Annotated in this window: 15 protein-coding genes; 10 read left to right on the forward strand and 5 right to left on the reverse strand. The window is 59.9% G+C overall.

The features are described from left to right. Positions 1-79: 79 nt before the first annotated feature. The gene (gene coaD / locus PGR6_RS26985) at positions 80-559 is read left to right on the forward strand and encodes a pantetheine-phosphate adenylyltransferase (protein WP_064620974.1); all 480 of its coding nucleotides are present in this window, start codon (positions 80-82) and stop codon (positions 557-559) included. A 123-nt stretch (positions 560-682) separates the two neighbouring features. Continuing rightward, on the forward strand, positions 683-934 hold the full coding sequence (locus PGR6_RS26990) for a YfhL family 4Fe-4S dicluster ferredoxin (RefSeq protein ID WP_003195146.1): 252 nt from the start codon (positions 683-685) through the stop codon (positions 932-934). Between the two features lie 57 nt (positions 935-991). Here the strand turns inward: PGR6_RS26990 and PGR6_RS26995 are convergent, their stop codons facing one another. The 3 genes from PGR6_RS26995 to PGR6_RS27005 are packed head-to-tail and all read right to left on the reverse strand — an operon-like array spanning position 992 to position 3,025. Continuing rightward, complete coding sequence (locus tag PGR6_RS26995) at positions 992-1,315, reverse strand: hypothetical protein (RefSeq protein WP_064620976.1); 324 nt, start codon at positions 1,313-1,315, stop codon at positions 992-994. Between the two features lie 54 nt (positions 1,316-1,369). Next, positions 1,370-2,182: a bifunctional DNA-formamidopyrimidine glycosylase/DNA-(apurinic or apyrimidinic site) lyase gene (mutM, locus tag PGR6_RS27000; RefSeq protein ID WP_018928680.1), complete on the reverse strand. Its 813-nt coding sequence runs from the start codon at positions 2,180-2,182 to the stop codon at positions 1,370-1,372. A gap of 30 nt (positions 2,183-2,212) precedes the next feature. Further along, positions 2,213-3,025: an HDOD domain-containing protein gene (locus PGR6_RS27005; RefSeq protein WP_177343118.1), complete on the reverse strand. Its 813-nt coding sequence runs from the start codon at positions 3,023-3,025 to the stop codon at positions 2,213-2,215. Positions 3,026-3,257: 232 nt separating this feature from the next. Here PGR6_RS27005 and PGR6_RS27010 point away from each other — a divergent pair, with 232 nt between their 5' ends. From PGR6_RS27010 to ilvD, 5 genes are all read left to right on the forward strand, one after another. Then, positions 3,258-4,454 carry a class I SAM-dependent rRNA methyltransferase gene (locus tag PGR6_RS27010; RefSeq protein ID WP_017341306.1) on the forward strand — a complete coding sequence of 399 codons (1,197 nt, stop codon included), beginning with the start codon at positions 3,258-3,260 and terminating at the stop codon, positions 4,452-4,454. Positions 4,455-4,893: 439 nt separating this feature from the next. Next, positions 4,894-5,973: a SagB family peptide dehydrogenase gene (locus tag PGR6_RS27015; RefSeq protein ID WP_064621366.1), complete on the forward strand. Its 1,080-nt coding sequence runs from the start codon at positions 4,894-4,896 to the stop codon at positions 5,971-5,973. Next, entirely contained in the window at positions 5,970-6,947 is a 978-nt protein-coding gene (locus tag PGR6_RS27020; protein WP_019580593.1) for a diiron oxygenase, read from the forward strand. The genes PGR6_RS27015 and PGR6_RS27020 overlap by 4 nt, the downstream gene beginning before the upstream one ends. Beyond that, a complete protein-coding gene (locus tag PGR6_RS27025) occupies positions 6,940-8,160 on the forward strand; it encodes an MFS transporter (RefSeq protein ID WP_064620980.1) in 1,221 nt (406 codons plus the stop codon). The genes PGR6_RS27020 and PGR6_RS27025 overlap by 8 nt, the downstream gene beginning before the upstream one ends. A 257-nt stretch (positions 8,161-8,417) precedes the next feature. Continuing rightward, positions 8,418-10,259, forward strand: coding sequence for a dihydroxy-acid dehydratase (gene ilvD, locus PGR6_RS27030; RefSeq protein ID WP_018928674.1), 1,842 nt, complete (start codon positions 8,418-8,420; stop codon positions 10,257-10,259). 91 nt (positions 10,260-10,350) lie between these two features. On the opposite strand, the gene PGR6_RS27035 is transcribed toward ilvD, so the two are convergent. After that, positions 10,351-11,418 carry a hypothetical protein gene (locus PGR6_RS27035; RefSeq protein ID WP_018928673.1) on the reverse strand — a complete coding sequence of 356 codons (1,068 nt, stop codon included), beginning with the start codon at positions 11,416-11,418 and terminating at the stop codon, positions 10,351-10,353. A 238-nt stretch (positions 11,419-11,656) separates the two neighbouring features. On the opposite strand from PGR6_RS27035, the gene PGR6_RS27040 reads away from it, so the two are divergent. Next, complete coding sequence (locus PGR6_RS27040; protein WP_064620982.1) at positions 11,657-13,048, forward strand: L-cystine transporter; 1,392 nt, start codon at positions 11,657-11,659, stop codon at positions 13,046-13,048. A gap of 44 nt (positions 13,049-13,092) precedes the next feature. Here the strand turns inward: PGR6_RS27040 and PGR6_RS27045 are convergent, their stop codons facing one another. Continuing rightward, positions 13,093-13,605 (reverse strand): dihydrofolate reductase, encoded by a 513-nt coding sequence (locus PGR6_RS27045; RefSeq protein ID WP_064620984.1) that lies wholly within the window; start codon positions 13,603-13,605, stop codon positions 13,093-13,095. 85 nt (positions 13,606-13,690) lie between these two features. On the opposite strand from PGR6_RS27045, the gene PGR6_RS27050 reads away from it, so the two are divergent. Together PGR6_RS27050 and PGR6_RS27055 are read left to right on the forward strand one after the other, a co-directional pair. Further along, positions 13,691-15,070: a DUF2868 domain-containing protein gene (locus PGR6_RS27050; protein WP_064620986.1), complete on the forward strand. Its 1,380-nt coding sequence runs from the start codon at positions 13,691-13,693 to the stop codon at positions 15,068-15,070. After that, positions 15,063-16,439, forward strand: coding sequence for a GTPase/DUF3482 domain-containing protein (locus PGR6_RS27055; protein ID WP_028939093.1), 1,377 nt, complete (start codon positions 15,063-15,065; stop codon positions 16,437-16,439). Before PGR6_RS27050 ends, PGR6_RS27055 begins: the two co-directional genes overlap by 8 nt. Positions 16,440-16,449: the final 10 nt, after the last annotated feature.

Genomic DNA, 16,449 nt, shown 5'->3' on the forward strand with positions numbered 1-16,449 from the left:
TACCCAACAGGCGACTTGGCCGACCGGGAAGGCTGCGATACCATCCGACTCCCCAACGGACTCCCGCCAGGACGACGCGATGAACCGAGTGTTGTACCCAGGTACCTTCGACCCTATTACCAAGGGCCATGGCGATCTGGTCGAACGCGCCTCGCGCCTGTTCGATCACGTGATCATCGCCGTCGCCGCCAGCCCGAAGAAAAACCCGCTGTTTCCCTTGGAACAACGTGTGGAGCTGGCCCGCGAGGTCACCAAACATTTGCCGAACGTTGAAGTCGTCGGCTTCTCGACGCTGCTCGCGCATTTCGCCAAAGATCAGAACGCCAATGTGTTCCTGCGTGGTTTGCGCGCGGTGTCGGACTTCGAATATGAATTCCAGCTGGCCAATATGAACCGCCAACTGGCACCGGATGTGGAAAGCCTGTTTCTTACCCCGTCCGAGCGTTATTCGTTCATTTCCTCGACACTGGTCCGTGAAATCGCGGCCCTGGGCGGCGATATCACCAAGTTCGTCCACCCGGTGGTGGCCGATGCCCTCACCGAACGCTTCAAAAAGTAGGCGCTGCCGAAGGCTGCGATCTGCTGCACTTGATCGCGCCCGCGTGCACTGCGGGCGCCAATGCGGCACAATTGTGCGCATTGGTTTATTGCGCCAGGGCCTGCCGCCCCGGCTGGAGTTAGCATGTCCCTGATCATCACCGACGATTGCATCAACTGCGACGTCTGCGAACCCGAGTGCCCGAACGCCGCCATTTCCCAGGGCGAAGAGATCTACGTGATCGACCCGAACCTGTGCACGCAATGTGTCGGCCACTACGACGAACCGCAGTGCCAGCAGGTCTGCCCTGTGGATTGCATTCCACTGGACGAGGCCCATCCGGAAACTGAAGAACAGTTGATGGAGAAGTACCGGAAGATTACCGGTAAGGCTTGAAAGCCTGGAAAGATCGTCCGAAGGCGGCCCGAACCTTCGGACGATCTTTTTTATGCCTCACTCCCGCTGCTCAAACCCTTCCCCGACGCACCCCAGACACCGCACAAACGCCGCTTTCGCCGGGTCGACCACCAGCGCCTGCCCTGCATCGCCAATGCCGCCGCCCAGCGCGGTAAATGGCAGCGACACCACAAACGCCCCGGCACCGATCACTGTCGCCACCACCAGCAACGGTCGGGCAATCAGCAGATCGCCAAGCATGGCGTAGGCCGGTGGATTCTGGATGGTGTAACGCGGGTCGCCGCTGCCGTTCTCAGTAGCCAGCGTGGGCGCAGCGATGCTCAGCAGCAGCGTGACGACAAGGGTTCGAAACAGATTCATGGCACGGTCCTTCGGCTAGGCAGTGAGAACACTGACTATAGACCGTAGCCGATATCAGCTCTGACAGCGCGGACAAAAGACGCTGGCGCGCTGCCCGAGTTTGACTTCCCGCAGCCCCGTGCCACAGACCTTGCAGTGTTCACCGCCACGGCCGTATACGAACAGCTCCTGCTGGAAGTACCCCGGCTGGCCGTCGCCGCCGATAAAGTCCCGCAACGTGGTACCGCCCCGTTCGATGGCGAGCGCCAGGATGCGCTTGATCTCGATCGCCAGCTTCAAATAACGCCCCCGGGAAATGCTCTTGGCCTCGCGGCGCGGGTCGATGCCGGCAGCAAACAGCGCTTCGGTTGCGTAGATATTGCCGACGCCAACCACCACCGCGTTATCCATGATGAACGGCTTGACCGCCATGGATCGCCCGCGAGACAGCTGGAACAGACGCTCGCCATCGAACAGATCGGTCAACGGCTCCGGCCCCAGGCGAACCAGCAGTTCGTGATTCAGCGGGTCGAGACTCCAGAGCATCGCCCCGAACCGACGCGGGTCGGTGTAACGCAGGGCCAGGCCCGATTCCAGCTCGATGTCCACATGCTCATGCTTGGCCGCCGGCAAGCCGGCTTCCACCAGCCGCAGATTCCCCGACATGCCCAAATGGCTGATCAACGTGCCGACTTCGGCATTGATCAGTAAATACTTGGCCCGCCGTTCCACCAGCACGATGCGCTGGCCCGACAGCCGCACATCCAGGTCTTCGGGGATCGGCCAGCGCAGACGGCGCTCACGCACGATCACCCGGCTGACGCGCTGGCCTTCCAGGTGCGGTGCAATTCCGCGGCGGGTGGTTTCGACTTCCGGCAGTTCTGGCATGGGGCTCTCGAATCAGGCGAGGTTCGACACTCAACGTGTGGCGAGGTCGCGAATTTCTTGTTTCTGGGTTTCGAAATCGTATTCTGATAGACCGATGTAATCGAGCACCAGATGCCCGACATTGTTCCATTCGTGGTCTTCAGACTGGTTGCCCAGCACCCGATAGGAAGCACAAATGTGCTCGGCCATCTTCAGGATTGCCAGCAGGTTCTTCAGCGGCGTATTGCGGCACGACTCATCGCTGAAAATGGCCAGGGCATTGTGATGGTTGGCAATGGCCTGGGTGACATGTTCCGGCAGACGCCAGGACTTGGCGGTGTAATACCCGACCACGGCGTGGTTGGTGTTGTAGTGCTTGTTCTCGGTATCCACCACGCGGCATTCGACGCTGGCGTTGGCATAGGCCTGCTCCAGCACTTTCATGTAATCGGGGAATTTCTTGAGCATCAGCGGAATGCCGCAATCGTGGAACAGGCCCAGCGCATAAGCTTCATCGCCGGCCTGGACACCGACGCGCTTGGCCAGGCTCAGGCAGGTCATCGCCACGTCCTGCGCCGTGTCCCAGAAACGGTTGAGGGTGACGATGGTCTCGTCGTTCAGCTCGCCCTTGATCGACTGCGCGTTGATCAGGTTGATGATCGAACGACTGCCCAACAGGTTTACTGCACGCTGGATCGCGGTGATCTTGTTACTCAAGCCGTAGTACGGAGAATTGACGATTTTCAACAAAGCGCCCGAAAGGCCTGGGTCCTGGGAGATCAGTTTGGCGATCACCTCCAGGTCCGGGTCGGGCATATATTGCTCCATCTGCAGATCCACCATGATCTGCGGCTGGGCCGGCACACTGATGCCTTGCAGGGACTGTTGAATCTGTTCAGAAGACAGCTCTTGGGACATAAGTACGCACTCCGGGTCAGGCGGGGATTCTAACCCTTAAAAAGATCGATCCGACAGCCAGTCAAACTCAATCCATATGTGTGCGGGCCCGCGATGGCGCCATGCGCGTTTCATCGTCCGTCAAACCCGCCACTCCCTCAACACGCTATACTCCCGCTCTTTTTTCCGGAGCGACGTCATGTCCCTGCCTAGCCTGCGCCTCAAAGCCAACGCCGACCGACGCCTGCGCAACGGTCACCTGTGGGTCTACAGCAACGAAATCGATGTAGCCGCCACCCCATTGCACGGCTTCAAGGCTGGCGATCAGGCGATCCTCGAAGCCGCCGGCGGCAAGCCGCTGGGCATCGTTGCCATGAGCCCGAACAATCTGATCTGCGCCCGCCTGCTGTCGCGCGACATCAAGTTGCCGCTGGACAAATCGCTGCTGGTGCATCGCCTGAACGTCGCCCTGTCGCTGCGCGATCGCCTGTTCGACAAGCCGTTCTATCGTCTGGTCTATGGCGACTCCGACCTGCTGCCAGGCCTGGTGGTCGACCGTTTCGGCGACATCCTGGTGGTCCAGATCGCTTCGGCGACCATGGAAGCTCACAAAGATGACGTGATCGCGGCCCTGACCCAAGTGCTCAAGCCAAGCGGCATCCTGTTCAAGAACGACTCCGCAGCCCGTGACGCCGAAGGCCTCAACCGTTACGTCGAAACCGTGTTCGGCCTGGTGCCGGAGTGGGTGGCGCTGGAAGAAAACGGCGTGAAGTTCGAAGCGCCGGTCATCCAGGGCCAGAAAACCGGCTGGTTCTATGACCACCGCATGAACCGCGCGCGTCTGGCACCTTATGCCAAAGGTAAACGCGTACTGGACTTGTACAGCTACATTGGTGGCTGGGGCGTGCAAGCGGCCGCCTTCGGCGCCAGTGAAGTGTTCTGCGTCGATGCGTCGGCCTTCGCCCTCGACGGCGTCGAGCGCAACGCCGCACTGAACGGTTTCGCCGAAAAAATGACCTGCATTGAAGGCGACGTGTTCGAAGCCCTCAAAGAGCTGAAAGCCAGCGAAGAACGTTTCGACGTCATCGTGGCCGACCCTCCTGCATTCATCAAACGCAAGAAAGATATGAAAAACGGTGAAGGTGCCTACCGTCGCCTGAACGAACAAGCCATGCGCCTGCTCAGCAAGGACGGCATCCTGGTCAGCGCATCGTGCTCGATGCACCTGCCGGAAGACGATTTGCAGAACATCCTGCTGACCAGCGCCCGTCACCTGGACCGCAACATCCAGATGCTGGAGCGCGGCGGACAAGGCCCGGATCACCCGGTTCACCCAGCCATTGCCGAAACCCGCTACATCAAGAGCATTACCTGCCGTCTGCTGCCAAACAGCTGAGTACGCCGGTTTGACGGGGAGCCGACAGGCTCTCCGTCAGCCATTCTGACGCTGCGACATCTCCTCTCCCGCCCCATCGTCTTACTCTTGCAGTCCTATAAACTTGCAGGACGTTTCCCTGCACATTTGATTTGAAAGAATATAACTTACAAACTTTCTCCAACCCCAAGACTGCTCCGACAAAATTACTGGAATATTCCTACTTGATCTCCCCTTGATAAGAGCCCATTAAAGCCTATGATTGAGTTGTCACCTCGAAGTGACACTCACTATCAAATGACAAGGAGTCAACAACATGAAAGCAATTACTCTGGAAGCTAACAAAATCGCCAACCTGGCTTTTCTGGTTGCACCAAAAGCCCGCTAAGTAAATGAGACGCTGGGGAGTGCCGGCTACCCAGCGTGTTCTATGGCACCCGTCCAGAGCGAACCGCCCACCATGCAGATAAACCCATATCTATTCATACTTCCTCGCACGCCCGGCCAAATAGTCTGGGATTACAAAAATCACAAACAATTTGAACTAAGCCTTGAATACTCAAGCAGACTTACGCAACTAATCAACAACCCCGAACTTTATAACGACAGCAACATAGTTGACACTCAACTCCTGAACGCAGGAATACTGACAACATCAATACAAGGTACTGTTGAATGGGGCTGGGATGAACTGTCGAAGATATTCCATATCGGTACCAAAAACATCCCCTGCAAACATGTCCCTCAGGATATTCATGAATGGTCCAGACACTACCTGGATCACTGCACCGAAGTGCTGGCCGCTCCTGCGCCGAGCAACCGGCCCACAGAACGCCAGGCGCGGGAGCTGATTGGCCTGCCAAAGCCTTCCTGCCTGCCGGAAGGGTCTCTTGCCAACGTCCTGATCGGCCGAAAAACCTGCCGCACCTTCACGGACGCAGCAGTTTCACTGGAAGCTATCGGCACGCTGCTTTACCTGTCCCTTGGCTACTTGCATGAGCGCGAAAACGATGTCGACGAAACCCTTGTCGAAGGTCTCGATGCCCGGCGCAGCAGCCCATCCGGTGGCGGGCTGAATGCCTGCGAAGGCTTTCTTCATGTACACAACGTCAGCGGCCTGAAACCCGGGCTCTACGCCTATCACCCCACCGACCACGCCTTGAGTTTCGTCAACCCGACACCTGACTCACCACTGGGGCAGTTGCTGTGTGGACAGCACTTCATCAACAACCTGCCCGTGGGCCTGTTCATCACCAGTCGGTTCGACAAGCTGTGGTGGAAATATGAACACTCGCGAGCCTACCGAATGGCCTTCGTGGAAGCAGGGCATATTTCTCAAACATTCCAACTGGTGGCCACTGCACTGGGGTTGAACACCTGGCTGACGGGGGCGCTGGCCGATGATCAGGTCGAGGTCTTGCTGGGGATCGAGAACAGCGCGGAACAACCTTTGTTTTTTGTCGGCTGTGGCTACAGCGACGGACAAGTGATGTGCAAGGAATTGAAAGATCTTCTGAGCAGTCGGGAGCCGCAACAATGACCACTCCCATCATTGCCCCGTTGGAGCAGCCCGTGTCCTGGGCTCATCGTTACACCCTGGGCGACTGGAATACCCGTGCGTCAGTGCGCACCAGCGAACACGACTATCTATTACCACCAGACCTGGAACAGCAACTGGAAACGCGCCACTGGTTTCCTCCAGGCTTCCTGGCTTACCTGACTCACCCGGCTATCCAGGCGGCAGGTCAAACCGTCATCCATCGGTTGTCGGCCAATCATCTGGTGTACTTCCTCGACTACACCACCTTGCTTGAGCACCGCATCGTCAACCGCTCCGTGGAAACCATCATCCATGATGAACTGAACGTCCACATTCCCGCACGAATGAAGACCGCCGCGCTTCAGCTTTATACCGACGAGGGTTATCACGCCCTGTTTTCCAACAGCCTTGCCGAGCAAGTAGCCAGTTTCTACGGGATCAGCCGACGTCCGGTCATGCCCCACCGCATCATGCGATTGAACGCCCTGCTTGACGGCGCCCCGGAAAGATACAGGGCGCTGGCCTGGTTCCTCGTCGGGTTCGTGTCGGAGACGATCATTGCCAAGGAACTGCTCGATGTCTGCCGTAACGACCTGGTTTCCAGCGTCCAGGCAATGCTCAGGGATCATCTTGCGGACGAGGCGCGCCATAGTCGCTATTTCTCTGAAGTGTTCCATTACCTGTGGCTGACGCTGAACAGCCCTCAACGCACGTTTGTCGCCAAAGCGCTGCTGGACATCATCCGGATGTTCTTCGAAGCCGATGAGCGATGGATGCGCGAAAGCCTGCTCAGCGCGGGTCTTGGCGAGACCACCATCACGGAAATTCTTGGCGGACTGACCAGCCCCCAAGCCACCCATCAACGGGCGCGATCCGGTGCTGGCGCAACGCTTCAGGCGTTAAAAAAGGCTGGTTTCTTCGACCTGCCCTCCAACCAGCAATTGTTCATGAAGGCAGGGCTTATCGATGGCTGAAGGACAATCCGCAGTAACCGCCGGACAACGTCGGGGAGCGGTCAGCCTGTTGTTGGCCATGGTGCTGCTTGGCGTGTTCCCGCTGGATGTCCTGCTGCCCTCTTTCCCGGCGCTCGCCGAACACTTTCGCAGCACACCCGCCGACATTGCGCTGTCGATCAGTCTGTTTGCCGTCGGCATAGCGGTCTCCCAACTGCTGATCGGGCCGCTGTCGGATGTGATCGGGCGCAAAGGACTGTTGCTCGCTGGAATAACCATCTCGATGCTGGGTGCAGTGGGCTGCATGCTGACCACGGACTATGTTCACTTCCTGTTGTTCCGTGTGATTCAGGCACTCGGCTGCGGGTGTTTCGTGCTGTCACAAGCATTGATCCAGGACCTGTTCGAGGGCGAGGAGCGTGACCGGTTGCGGATCCTGATGGTGACTGCCACTGGCGTTTTCATCTCGGTCTCACCGTTGGCCGGCACGTTCCTGCAAGCCACGCTGGGCTGGCAGGGCAGCTTTGTGGTGTTTATCGCACTGGCTGGAATAGTACTGCTCAAGGCCTGTTTTTTTCTCGAAAGCACTCGGCCTGCGGCAACCGGGGCGCTATCGAATATCTTCCAGCCCTACCGCCGGGTCTTGTGCGATGTCGACTTTCTGTCCTACTGGCTGATTTCCGCCTTTGCTTTCGCCTGCCATTTTTCCTTCGTAGTGATTTCGCCGCTGATTTTCATGGATCGACTGCAGCTATCGGCCTATGACTTCTCCCTGGTCCTGCTGGCATACGGCGGCGCCTACATTATCGGCGGCATGGTTGCGACGCTGCTGGGTAAACGTCTCAGTCCCGGCCATCAAGTCATCAGCGGGCTGAGCCTGATCCTGCTGTCCGGCCTGATCATGCTTTACCTCTCAAGCCACTTTGCGTTGTCCCCGATCACCGTCCTGGTACCGATGCTCATCTGTACCGCCGGCACCACCATTGCCCGACCGGCCGCCACGTCCAAAGCCATGAGCCTGTTCCCTGAAAATGCGGGAACTTCGGCGTCGGCCGGCAGTACGGTGATTTTCATCTGTGGCGGGTTGATCAGTGCGCTCATCAGCCTGAGCCCGGCCAACCTGCAATCCACGCTGGGATACAGCTTTATCATCCTGAGCAGCGTGGCGCTGGTACTCAACAGTCGTATCCATAGCCGAGCCAAGAGCCCGGGAGCCAGCCCAAGCGTCGAATAATCCTGCCAGTCGTCATCCCACACGCCCCGTCAGCACTGGATCAACGTTTTCCGGCATTCCCTCCTGACGCCAGCGGTGTAGAATCGCGAGATTCATCGCCAGTCATCCCCCGGCGGGTTTATGAGCTCAAGCTGAAGCGCGCGGCGATCCCGCAAAGTTATCGGCAACTTCCGGACACACGGCCATTTCTGAGTGTTCCAGACGTCAATAGAAGCTCACTTCCCTTTTGATACCTGATTTGCCGCCCGGAGTGCTCCATGCCTGATTACCGCTCGAAAACATCCACCCACGGTCGCAACATGGCCGGTGCTCGCGCACTGTGGCGCGCCACGGGGATGAAAGATGACGACTTCAAGAAGCCGATCATCGCCATTGCCAACTCCTTTACCCAATTCGTACCGGGCCATGTGCACCTGAAGGATCTGGGTCAACTGGTCGCACGTGAAATCGAACGGGCCGGCGGCGTAGCCAAAGAATTCAACACCATCGCCGTGGATGACGGCATCGCCATGGGCCACGACGGCATGCTCTATTCGCTGCCGAGCCGCGAGATCATCGCCGACTCCGTCGAATACATGGTCAACGCCCACTGCGCCGACGCCATTGTCTGCATTTCCAACTGCGACAAGATCACCCCTGGCATGCTGATGGCCGCCTTGCGCCTGAACATCCCGGTAATCTTCGTGTCCGGCGGCCCGATGGAAGCAGGCAAGACCAAACTGGCCAGCCACGGTCTCGACCTGGTCGACGCCATGGTGATCGCCGCCGACTCCAGCGCCTCTGACGAGAAGGTCGCCGAGTACGAGCGTAGCGCCTGCCCTACTTGCGGTTCCTGCTCCGGCATGTTCACCGCCAACTCGATGAACTGCCTGACCGAAGCCCTTGGTCTCGCATTGCCGGGCAACGGTTCGACCCTGGCCACCCACAGCGACCGCGAACAGCTGTTCCTGCAAGCCGGCCGCACCATCGTCGAGCTGTGCAAGCGTTACTACGGCGAGAACGACGAGTCGGTGTTGCCGCGCAACATCGCCAACTTCAAGGCGTTCGAAAACGCCATGACCCTGGACATCGCCATGGGCGGTTCCACCAACACCATCCTGCACTTGCTGGCCGCGGCCCAGGAAGCCGAGATCGATTTCGACCTGCGCGACATCGACCGCCTCTCCCGCCATGTACCGCAACTGTGCAAGGTCGCGCCGAACATCCAGAAGTACCACATGGAAGACGTGCACCGCGCCGGCGGGATCTTCAGCATCCTCGGCTCCCTGGCCCGTGGCGGCCTGTTGCACACCGACCTGCCGACCGTACACAGCAAGACCATGGCCGAAGGTATCGCCAAGTGGGACATCACCCAGACCAACGACGAAGCGGTGCATCACTTCTTCAAGGCTGGCCCTGCGGGCATCCCGACGCAAACCGCGTTCAGCCAGTCGACCCGCTGGGAAACCCTGGACGACGACCGTGAAAACGGCTGCATCCGCAGTGTCGAACACGCTTACTCGAAAGAAGGCGGCCTGGCCGTTCTGTACGGCAACATCGCGCTGGACGGTTGCGTGGTGAAAACCGCCGGTGTCGACGAGTCGATCCACGTCTTCGAAGGCAACGCGAAGATCTTCGAAAGCCAGGACAGCGCCGTACGCGGCATCCTCGCCGACGAAGTGAAGGCTGGCGACATCGTGATCATTCGTTACGAAGGCCCGAAAGGCGGCCCGGGCATGCAGGAAATGCTCTACCCGACCTCTTACCTGAAATCCAAAGGCCTGGGCAAAGCCTGCGCCCTGCTGACCGACGGCCGTTTCTCCGGCGGCACTTCGGGCCTGTCCATCGGCCACGCTTCGCCAGAAGCCGCTGCCGGTGGCGCGATCGGTCTGGTGCAGGACGGCGACAAGGTCCTGATCGACATTCCGAACCGCTCGATCAACCTGTTGGTCAGCGACGAAGAACTGGCCGCGCGCCGGGTCGAGCAGGACAAGAAAGGCTGGAAGCCGGTGGAAAAGCGTCCACGTAAAGTGACCACCGCTCTGAAAGCCTATGCCCTGTTGGCGACCAGCGCCGACAAGGGTGCCGTGCGTAACAAAGCGATGCTCGACGGGCTGTAATACTTAACCGTCGAACAAAAAAATGCCCCGCCAAGTGCGGGGCATTTTTTTGATCGTTCCCACGCAGAGCGTGGGAACGAGATCACAGCGCTTATTGAATCTCTTCCGGCTTGACGATCACCCAGTTCTTGTCCGCCGTCACCGCCAACCCTTCTTTCGCCTGGGCCGCTGCGTGCTTGGCCATCATGCCGTTAATCTGGGTCATGTACTTGTCTTTGCGGTTGACCCACAAATGGATGCCGCCCTTGGACACGTCGACGCTGTGGAACAGCATGTAACCGTCGCTGCTCGGCGTATCACCACCCACCAGGACCGGTTTTTTCCATTCATCGATGTAGGTCAGGATCGCCGCTTGCTTGCCGGCCATCCAGGTTGCCGGAGTCCACAGGTACGGGGTCAACTCGAGGCCAAGGTTGGCCTTCTCGTCATACTTGCCCGCAGTGATCTGCTTACGCGCCGTGGTCAGTTCACCAGTCTTGCGGTCCTTGAGCATCGTGGTCACACCGATCACGTTCTGCGGTTTGACGTTGTAGCCGTACTTCGGATCGGCAGCGACCATGCGCACCAATTCTTCGGAGGCAGCGGTCATCACGTAGACCTCAATGCCATTTTCCATCAGCTTGTTGTAGAGCTCGGCCTGGCCGGTGAAGACTTTCGGCGGCTGGACGTCGATGGTCTTGACCACATCGCCGTCGTAATAAGTGCTCGGCACCGGTTTGCCAGACGCCATCAGCTCATCGACGTAGCCCTTGAGCTCTTGAAGCGTGAAGCCGGAAAATACTTGGGCGACCCATGGATAGCAGACCATGTCGTCGATTTCGCAGAGACGATAGTAGTAGCTGAACAGGCTCTCCTTGTGGTCGGCGGTGTCTTTGAACGGGATCAGTTTCAGCGAGGGGTCGAGGCTCTCGCGGGTGATCAGGCCCTTGTTTTCCATGAACGGCAACAATGACTCTTCGAGGTCGTAGCGGTAACTGGTGTTATCCATGTCGAACACCGCGAAGTTACCCTTGTTGGCATTGGCCGCGATCATCGCGTCCAGCGCCTTGGCCTGATCCGCTGGCCAGTGCTTCAGGTCGGTAGCGAACGCCTGGCCGGCAAGGCCAAGACTCAAACCCAATCCAAGTGCAGCAGCAAGAAATTTCGGTGCAAGCTTCATCGGCGTTTCTCCCCGGTTCAAAGAAATCGACGCTAACAAATAAGTGTGACAGTCCTCACCTGCCCGCGACCGCTTGCATCCTGATTCCGTCAGCGGCATTCCTTATAGCGGCATTGGCTTATTCCAAAAACGACAGTTGACCGCTGTTTTTGATATTAAATCATTACATATCAAGCTGTTAGGCTTCCCGGTTCGCAGTCACACACGAAGGTGGCTGGCACAAGTCTATGGAGCCTCTATGAATCTGCCGCTGATTCTCAATCTGCTGGTGTTCCTCGCCTTGCTCTTTGGCCTGGCGCAAACCCGTCACACCACCTGGAGCCTGGCGAAAAAGGTGTTGCTGGCGCTGGTGCTGGGCGTGGTATTCGGTATCGCCCTGCACACGATTTATGGTGCGGGCAACCCGGTGTTGAAAGCTTCGATCGGTTGGTTCGATCTGGTGGGCAACGGTTACGTGCAGTTGCTGCAGATGATCGTGATCCCGCTGGTGTTCGCCTCGATCCTCAGTGCCGTGGCCCGTCTGCACAACGCTTCGTCGCTGGGCAAGATCAGTTTCCTGACCATCGGCACGCTGCTGTTCACCACCGCCATCGCGGCGCTGATCGGTATCGGTCTGACCAACCTGTTCGGCCTCACCGCCGAAGGTCTGGTCGCCGGCACCCAGGAAATGGCTCGTCTGCAAACCATCCAGACCGACTATGCGGGCAAGGTCGCCGACCTGAATGTGCCGCAACTGTTGTTGTCGTTCATCCCGCAGAACCCGTTCGCCGACCTCGCTCGCGCCAAACCGACGTCGATCATCAGTGTGGTGATCTTCGCCGCATTCCTTGGGGTCGCGGCGCTGCAACTGCTCAAGGATGATGTCGAGAAAGGTCAGAAAGTGATCAACGCCATCGACACCCTGCAAGCTTGGGTAATGCGTCTGGTGCGCCTGGTGATGAAGCTGACTCCATACGGCGTGTTGGCGCTGATGACCAAAGTGGTCGCCGGCTCCAACCTGCAAGACATCATCAAGCTCGGCAGTTTCGTGGTGGTGTCCTACATCGGCCTGGGCCTGATGTTTGTGGTCCATGGCGTGCTGGTATCGGCCGCCGGGATCAACCCGCTGCGCTTCTTCCGCAAGATCTGGCCGGTGCTGACGTTCGCCTTCACCAGCCGCTCCAGCGCCGCCACCATTCCGCTGAGCATCGAAGCCCAGACCAGCCGTTTGGGTATTCCACAGTCCATCGCCAGTTTCGCTGCCTCGTTTGGCGCGACCATTGGCCAGAACGGCTGTGCCGGTCTGTACCCGGCAATGCTGGCGGTGATGGTTGCGCCAACCGTGGGCATCAACCCGCTGGACCCTTTGTGGATCGCGACGTTGGTGGCGATTGTGACGCTGAGTTCGGCCGGGGTGGCCGGGGTTGGTGGCGGTGCAACCTTCGCCGCGCTGATCGTGTTGCCGGCCATGGGCTTGCCGGTGTCACTGGTGGCGTTGCTGATTTCCGTTGAACCGCTGATCGACATGGGTCGTACGGCGTTGAACGTCAGTGGCTCGATCACCGCTGGGGCGATCACCAGCCAGATCATGCAGCAGACGGATAAAGCGCTGTTGGACGCAGATGAGCATGGGGCGTTGGCTCAGGCTTGATTGGCGCCTGATGGATCGCTATCGCGGGCTTGCCCGCGATGCGCTCAGGCCTTCTCCCAAACCTCAAAGCTATACGCCGGTTTGTCGCCTTCTGCCGGATTCGGAACATTCGACACCAGCTTCCACTGGTTCACATCAAACTCCGGAAACCACGCATCCCCTTCCGGGCTCAGCGCCACGCGCGTCAGGTATAGCCGATCGGCCTGCTCCAGACCTTGCGCATACAACTGCGCACCACCAATTAACATCAACTCATTGGCACCCTGCTCCAGCGCCCATTCCTCGGCGCGAACCACGGCCGCCTCCAGTGACGGATAAACCTCCGCGCCTTCCAGCTGCAAATCCACCTGGCGACTGACCACGATGTTCAACCGGCCCGGCAGCGGACGACCGAGGGAATCCCAGGTCTTGCGCCCCATGATGATCGGCTTGCCGAGGGTGGTGGCCTTGAAGTATTTGAAGTCCCCCGGCAAGTGCCAGGGCATGCTGTTGTCGACGCCGATCACACGGTTTTCACCGAGGGCTGCGATCAGGCTGAGGGGGAGTGATTTAGTCATGCCGGCGAGGATACCAGAGCCTCCCTTACCCCGATAAGCGTCACAGCGGTTATGCTCATCGCTCAATGAAGCAACGGGATGCCGCGTGACTGAACTGACGCCCCTGCAAAACCTCTGGCTGAGCGAAACCATACGCCTGCGTGAAGAACACGCCGGCCCCCTGGATGATCTGGAAGCCAACCGAGTCGCCCGTAGCGCCGGCGGCGACCTGCCGACGCGTATTCAATGCCGCGCCCGGTGGCTGGCCGAGCGCGACGGGCAGACCCGCGCCCTCAAACACTGGCTGCAAGGCGCGCGACTGGCGTTGATCGTGCTAGCCGTGCTGGCCGTGATCAGTGGCGCCGGCCTGGCGTTTGCCGCGCTGGGCGACGGCCAGACCCCGGTCAATGTGTTTTGGGCCTTGGGCAGCCTGCTGGGGCTGAACCTGATTCTGCTATTGAGCTGGGCCCTGGGCCTGGTGTTCGCCGGCGAACAGAGCGCCGCCCTCGGACGCTTGTGGTTGTGGCTCAGTGAAAAACTCGCCCGCGATGCCAACGCCGCGCAACTGGCGCCAGCCCTGCTGCTGTTACTGCAACGGCAGAAACTCAATCGGTGGGCGCTGGGTGTGCTGGTCAACGGCTTGTGGTTGTTGGCGATGCTCAGTGCCTTGGTGATGCTGCTGACGCTGATGGCGACCCGGCGCTATGGCTTCGTCTGGGAGACCACCATTCTCGGCGCCGACACCTTCGTCGCCATGACCCAGGCCCTCGGCGCCCTGCCGGCCTTGCTCGGTTTCAGTGTGCCCAGCGTGGAGATGATCCGCGCCAGCGGCGATGCCGCGCTGAACATCGAAAGCGCCCGCCAGGCCTGGGCGGCGTGGCTGGTGGGCGTGCTGCTGGTGTACGGCGTGTTACCGCGTTTGCTGCTCGCATTGTTCTGCCGGTGGCGCTGGAAAACCGGCCAGGCAGCCTTGCATCTGGACTTGAACCTGCCAGGTTACGCCCAACTGCGCGAACGGCTGATGCCCACCAGCGAACGCCTGGGTATTAGCGATGCCGCGCCTGAGCAACTTCACCGGGTTGAAAACGCGGCCAGCGATCTGCAAAGCGATGGCGCACTGTTGGTGGCCATCGAGCTGGACGATCAACGCCCCTGGCCACCGCAGCTGCCGAAAAGCGTCAACGACGCCGGCATCCTCGACAGCCGCGAATCCCGGCACAAACTGCTTGAACAACTGAGTCGCTTTCCCCCGGCCCGGCTGGCCATCGCCTGCGATCCACGGCGTTCGCCGGACCGTGGCAGCCTCGCGCTGATTGCCGAACTGGCTCGCAGCGCCACCGCCACCCGCGTGTGGTTGCTGCAAGCGCCGCCCGGCGAAGCGCTGGATGCCGAACGCCTGGGCGACTGGCACGTTGCGCTGCAACAACTGGACTTGCCATTCGCCGATTGCGCGCCGTTGAGCTGGCTGGAGACGGGTCATGACTGATGCCTGGAAACAGCCATTGAAACTCGCCGTGGTCGGCCACACCAACGTCGGCAAAACCTCGTTACTGCGAACGCTGACGCGGGATGTCGGCTTCGGCGAAGTCTCCCATCGCCCCAGCACCACGCGCCACGTCGAAGGCGCGCGATTGTCGGTAGACGGCGAGCCGTTGCTCGATCTGTTCGACACGCCGGGCCTGGAAGACGCCATCGCCCTGCTCGACTACCTCGAGCGCCTGGAACGGCCCGGCGAACGCCTCGACGGCCCGGCGCGGCTGGCGCGCTTCCTTGAGGGCAGCGAAGCCCGGCAGCGCTTCGAACAGGAAGCCAAGGTGTTGCGACAATTGCTCGCCTCCGACGCCGGCCTCTATGTGATCGACGCTCGGGAGCCAGTGCTGGCCAAGTACCGCGACGAACTGCAAGTGCTGGCCAGTTGCGGCAAACCGCTGCTGCCAGTGCTGAATTTTGTCAGCAGCGCCCAGCAGCGCGAACCGGATTGGCGTGAAGCCCTGGCGCGGTTGGGCTTGCATGCCTTGGTGCGGTTCGATAGCGTCGCGCCGCCGGAAGATGGCGAACGCCGACTGTATGAAAGCCTCGCGCTGCTGCTGGAAAACTCCCGCGAACAACTGGAACGCCTGATCGCCGATCAGCAGGCCCAACGCCTGGCCCGTCAGCAGAGTGCAGCGCAGTTGATTGCGGATTTATTGATCGATTGCGCCGCCTGCCGCCGCAGTGTCGCCAGCGAGGCGGAGCAGGAACAGCAAGCGATCAGCGAACTGCGCAAAGCGGTGCGTCAGCGTGAACAACGTTGCGTCGAAGCCTTGCTCAAGCTCTACGCCTTCCGCCCACAGGACGCGGCGGCCAGTGACCTGCCGCTGCTCGATGGTCGCTGGGGCGATGACCTGTTCAACCCGGAAACCCTGAAACAACTCGGTGTACGGGTCGGCGGTGGCATCGCGGCTGGCGCGGCGGCCGGGGCCGGCGTCGATTTGCTGGTGGGCGGCCTGACCCTCGGCGCGGCGGCACTGGCCGGAGCGATTGCCGGCGGCGCCCTGCAAACCGCCCGCAGTTACGGCAGCCGCCTGCTGGGCAAGATCAAGGGCCAGCGAGAACTGACTGTCGACGACAGCGTGCTGCGGTTGTTGGCCCTGCGTCAGCGACAACTGTTGCAAGCCCTGAACCAGCGCGGGCACGCGGCGATGGACAGCATTCAGGTCGCCACACCACAGGACAAAACCTGGCGCGAAGGCAAACTGCCGGAAGCGCTGAACAAGGCTCGGGCACATCCGCAGTGGTCGTCGCTCAATCCTCATTCGAAGGTGAATCAGGCGGAGCGGCAGGAGCAGGTTGAGGTGTTGGCGCAGCAGCTCTAACCAACGATCG

This window comes from Pseudomonas sp. GR 6-02, assembly GCF_001655615.1.
Taxonomy (GTDB): Bacteria; Pseudomonadota; Gammaproteobacteria; order Pseudomonadales; family Pseudomonadaceae; genus Aquipseudomonas.

Coding starts and splice junctions, on each gene's coding strand:
- mutM (WP_018928680.1), bottom strand. CDS start 2,182: ATGCCAGAACTGCCGGAAGTCGAAACCACCCGCCGCGGAATTGCACCG.
- PGR6_RS27045 (WP_064620984.1), bottom strand. CDS start 13,605: ATGACTAAATCACTCCCCCTCAGCCTGATCGCAGCCCTCGGTGAAAAC.
- PGR6_RS27040 (WP_064620982.1), top strand. CDS start 11,657: ATGAATCTGCCGCTGATTCTCAATCTGCTGGTGTTCCTCGCCTTGCTC.
- PGR6_RS26990 (WP_003195146.1), top strand. CDS start 683: ATGTCCCTGATCATCACCGACGATTGCATCAACTGCGACGTCTGCGAA.
- coaD (WP_064620974.1), top strand. CDS start 80: ATGAACCGAGTGTTGTACCCAGGTACCTTCGACCCTATTACCAAGGGC.
- PGR6_RS26995 (WP_064620976.1), bottom strand. CDS start 1,315: ATGAATCTGTTTCGAACCCTTGTCGTCACGCTGCTGCTGAGCATCGCT.
- PGR6_RS27055 (WP_028939093.1), top strand. CDS start 15,063: ATGACTGATGCCTGGAAACAGCCATTGAAACTCGCCGTGGTCGGCCAC.
- ilvD (WP_018928674.1), top strand. CDS start 8,418: ATGCCTGATTACCGCTCGAAAACATCCACCCACGGTCGCAACATGGCC.
- PGR6_RS27010 (WP_017341306.1), top strand. CDS start 3,258: ATGTCCCTGCCTAGCCTGCGCCTCAAAGCCAACGCCGACCGACGCCTG.
- PGR6_RS27015 (WP_064621366.1), top strand. CDS start 4,894: ATGCAGATAAACCCATATCTATTCATACTTCCTCGCACGCCCGGCCAA.
- PGR6_RS27035 (WP_018928673.1), bottom strand. CDS start 11,418: ATGAAGCTTGCACCGAAATTTCTTGCTGCTGCACTTGGATTGGGTTTG.
- PGR6_RS27025 (WP_064620980.1), top strand. CDS start 6,940: ATGGCTGAAGGACAATCCGCAGTAACCGCCGGACAACGTCGGGGAGCG.
- PGR6_RS27020 (WP_019580593.1), top strand. CDS start 5,970: ATGACCACTCCCATCATTGCCCCGTTGGAGCAGCCCGTGTCCTGGGCT.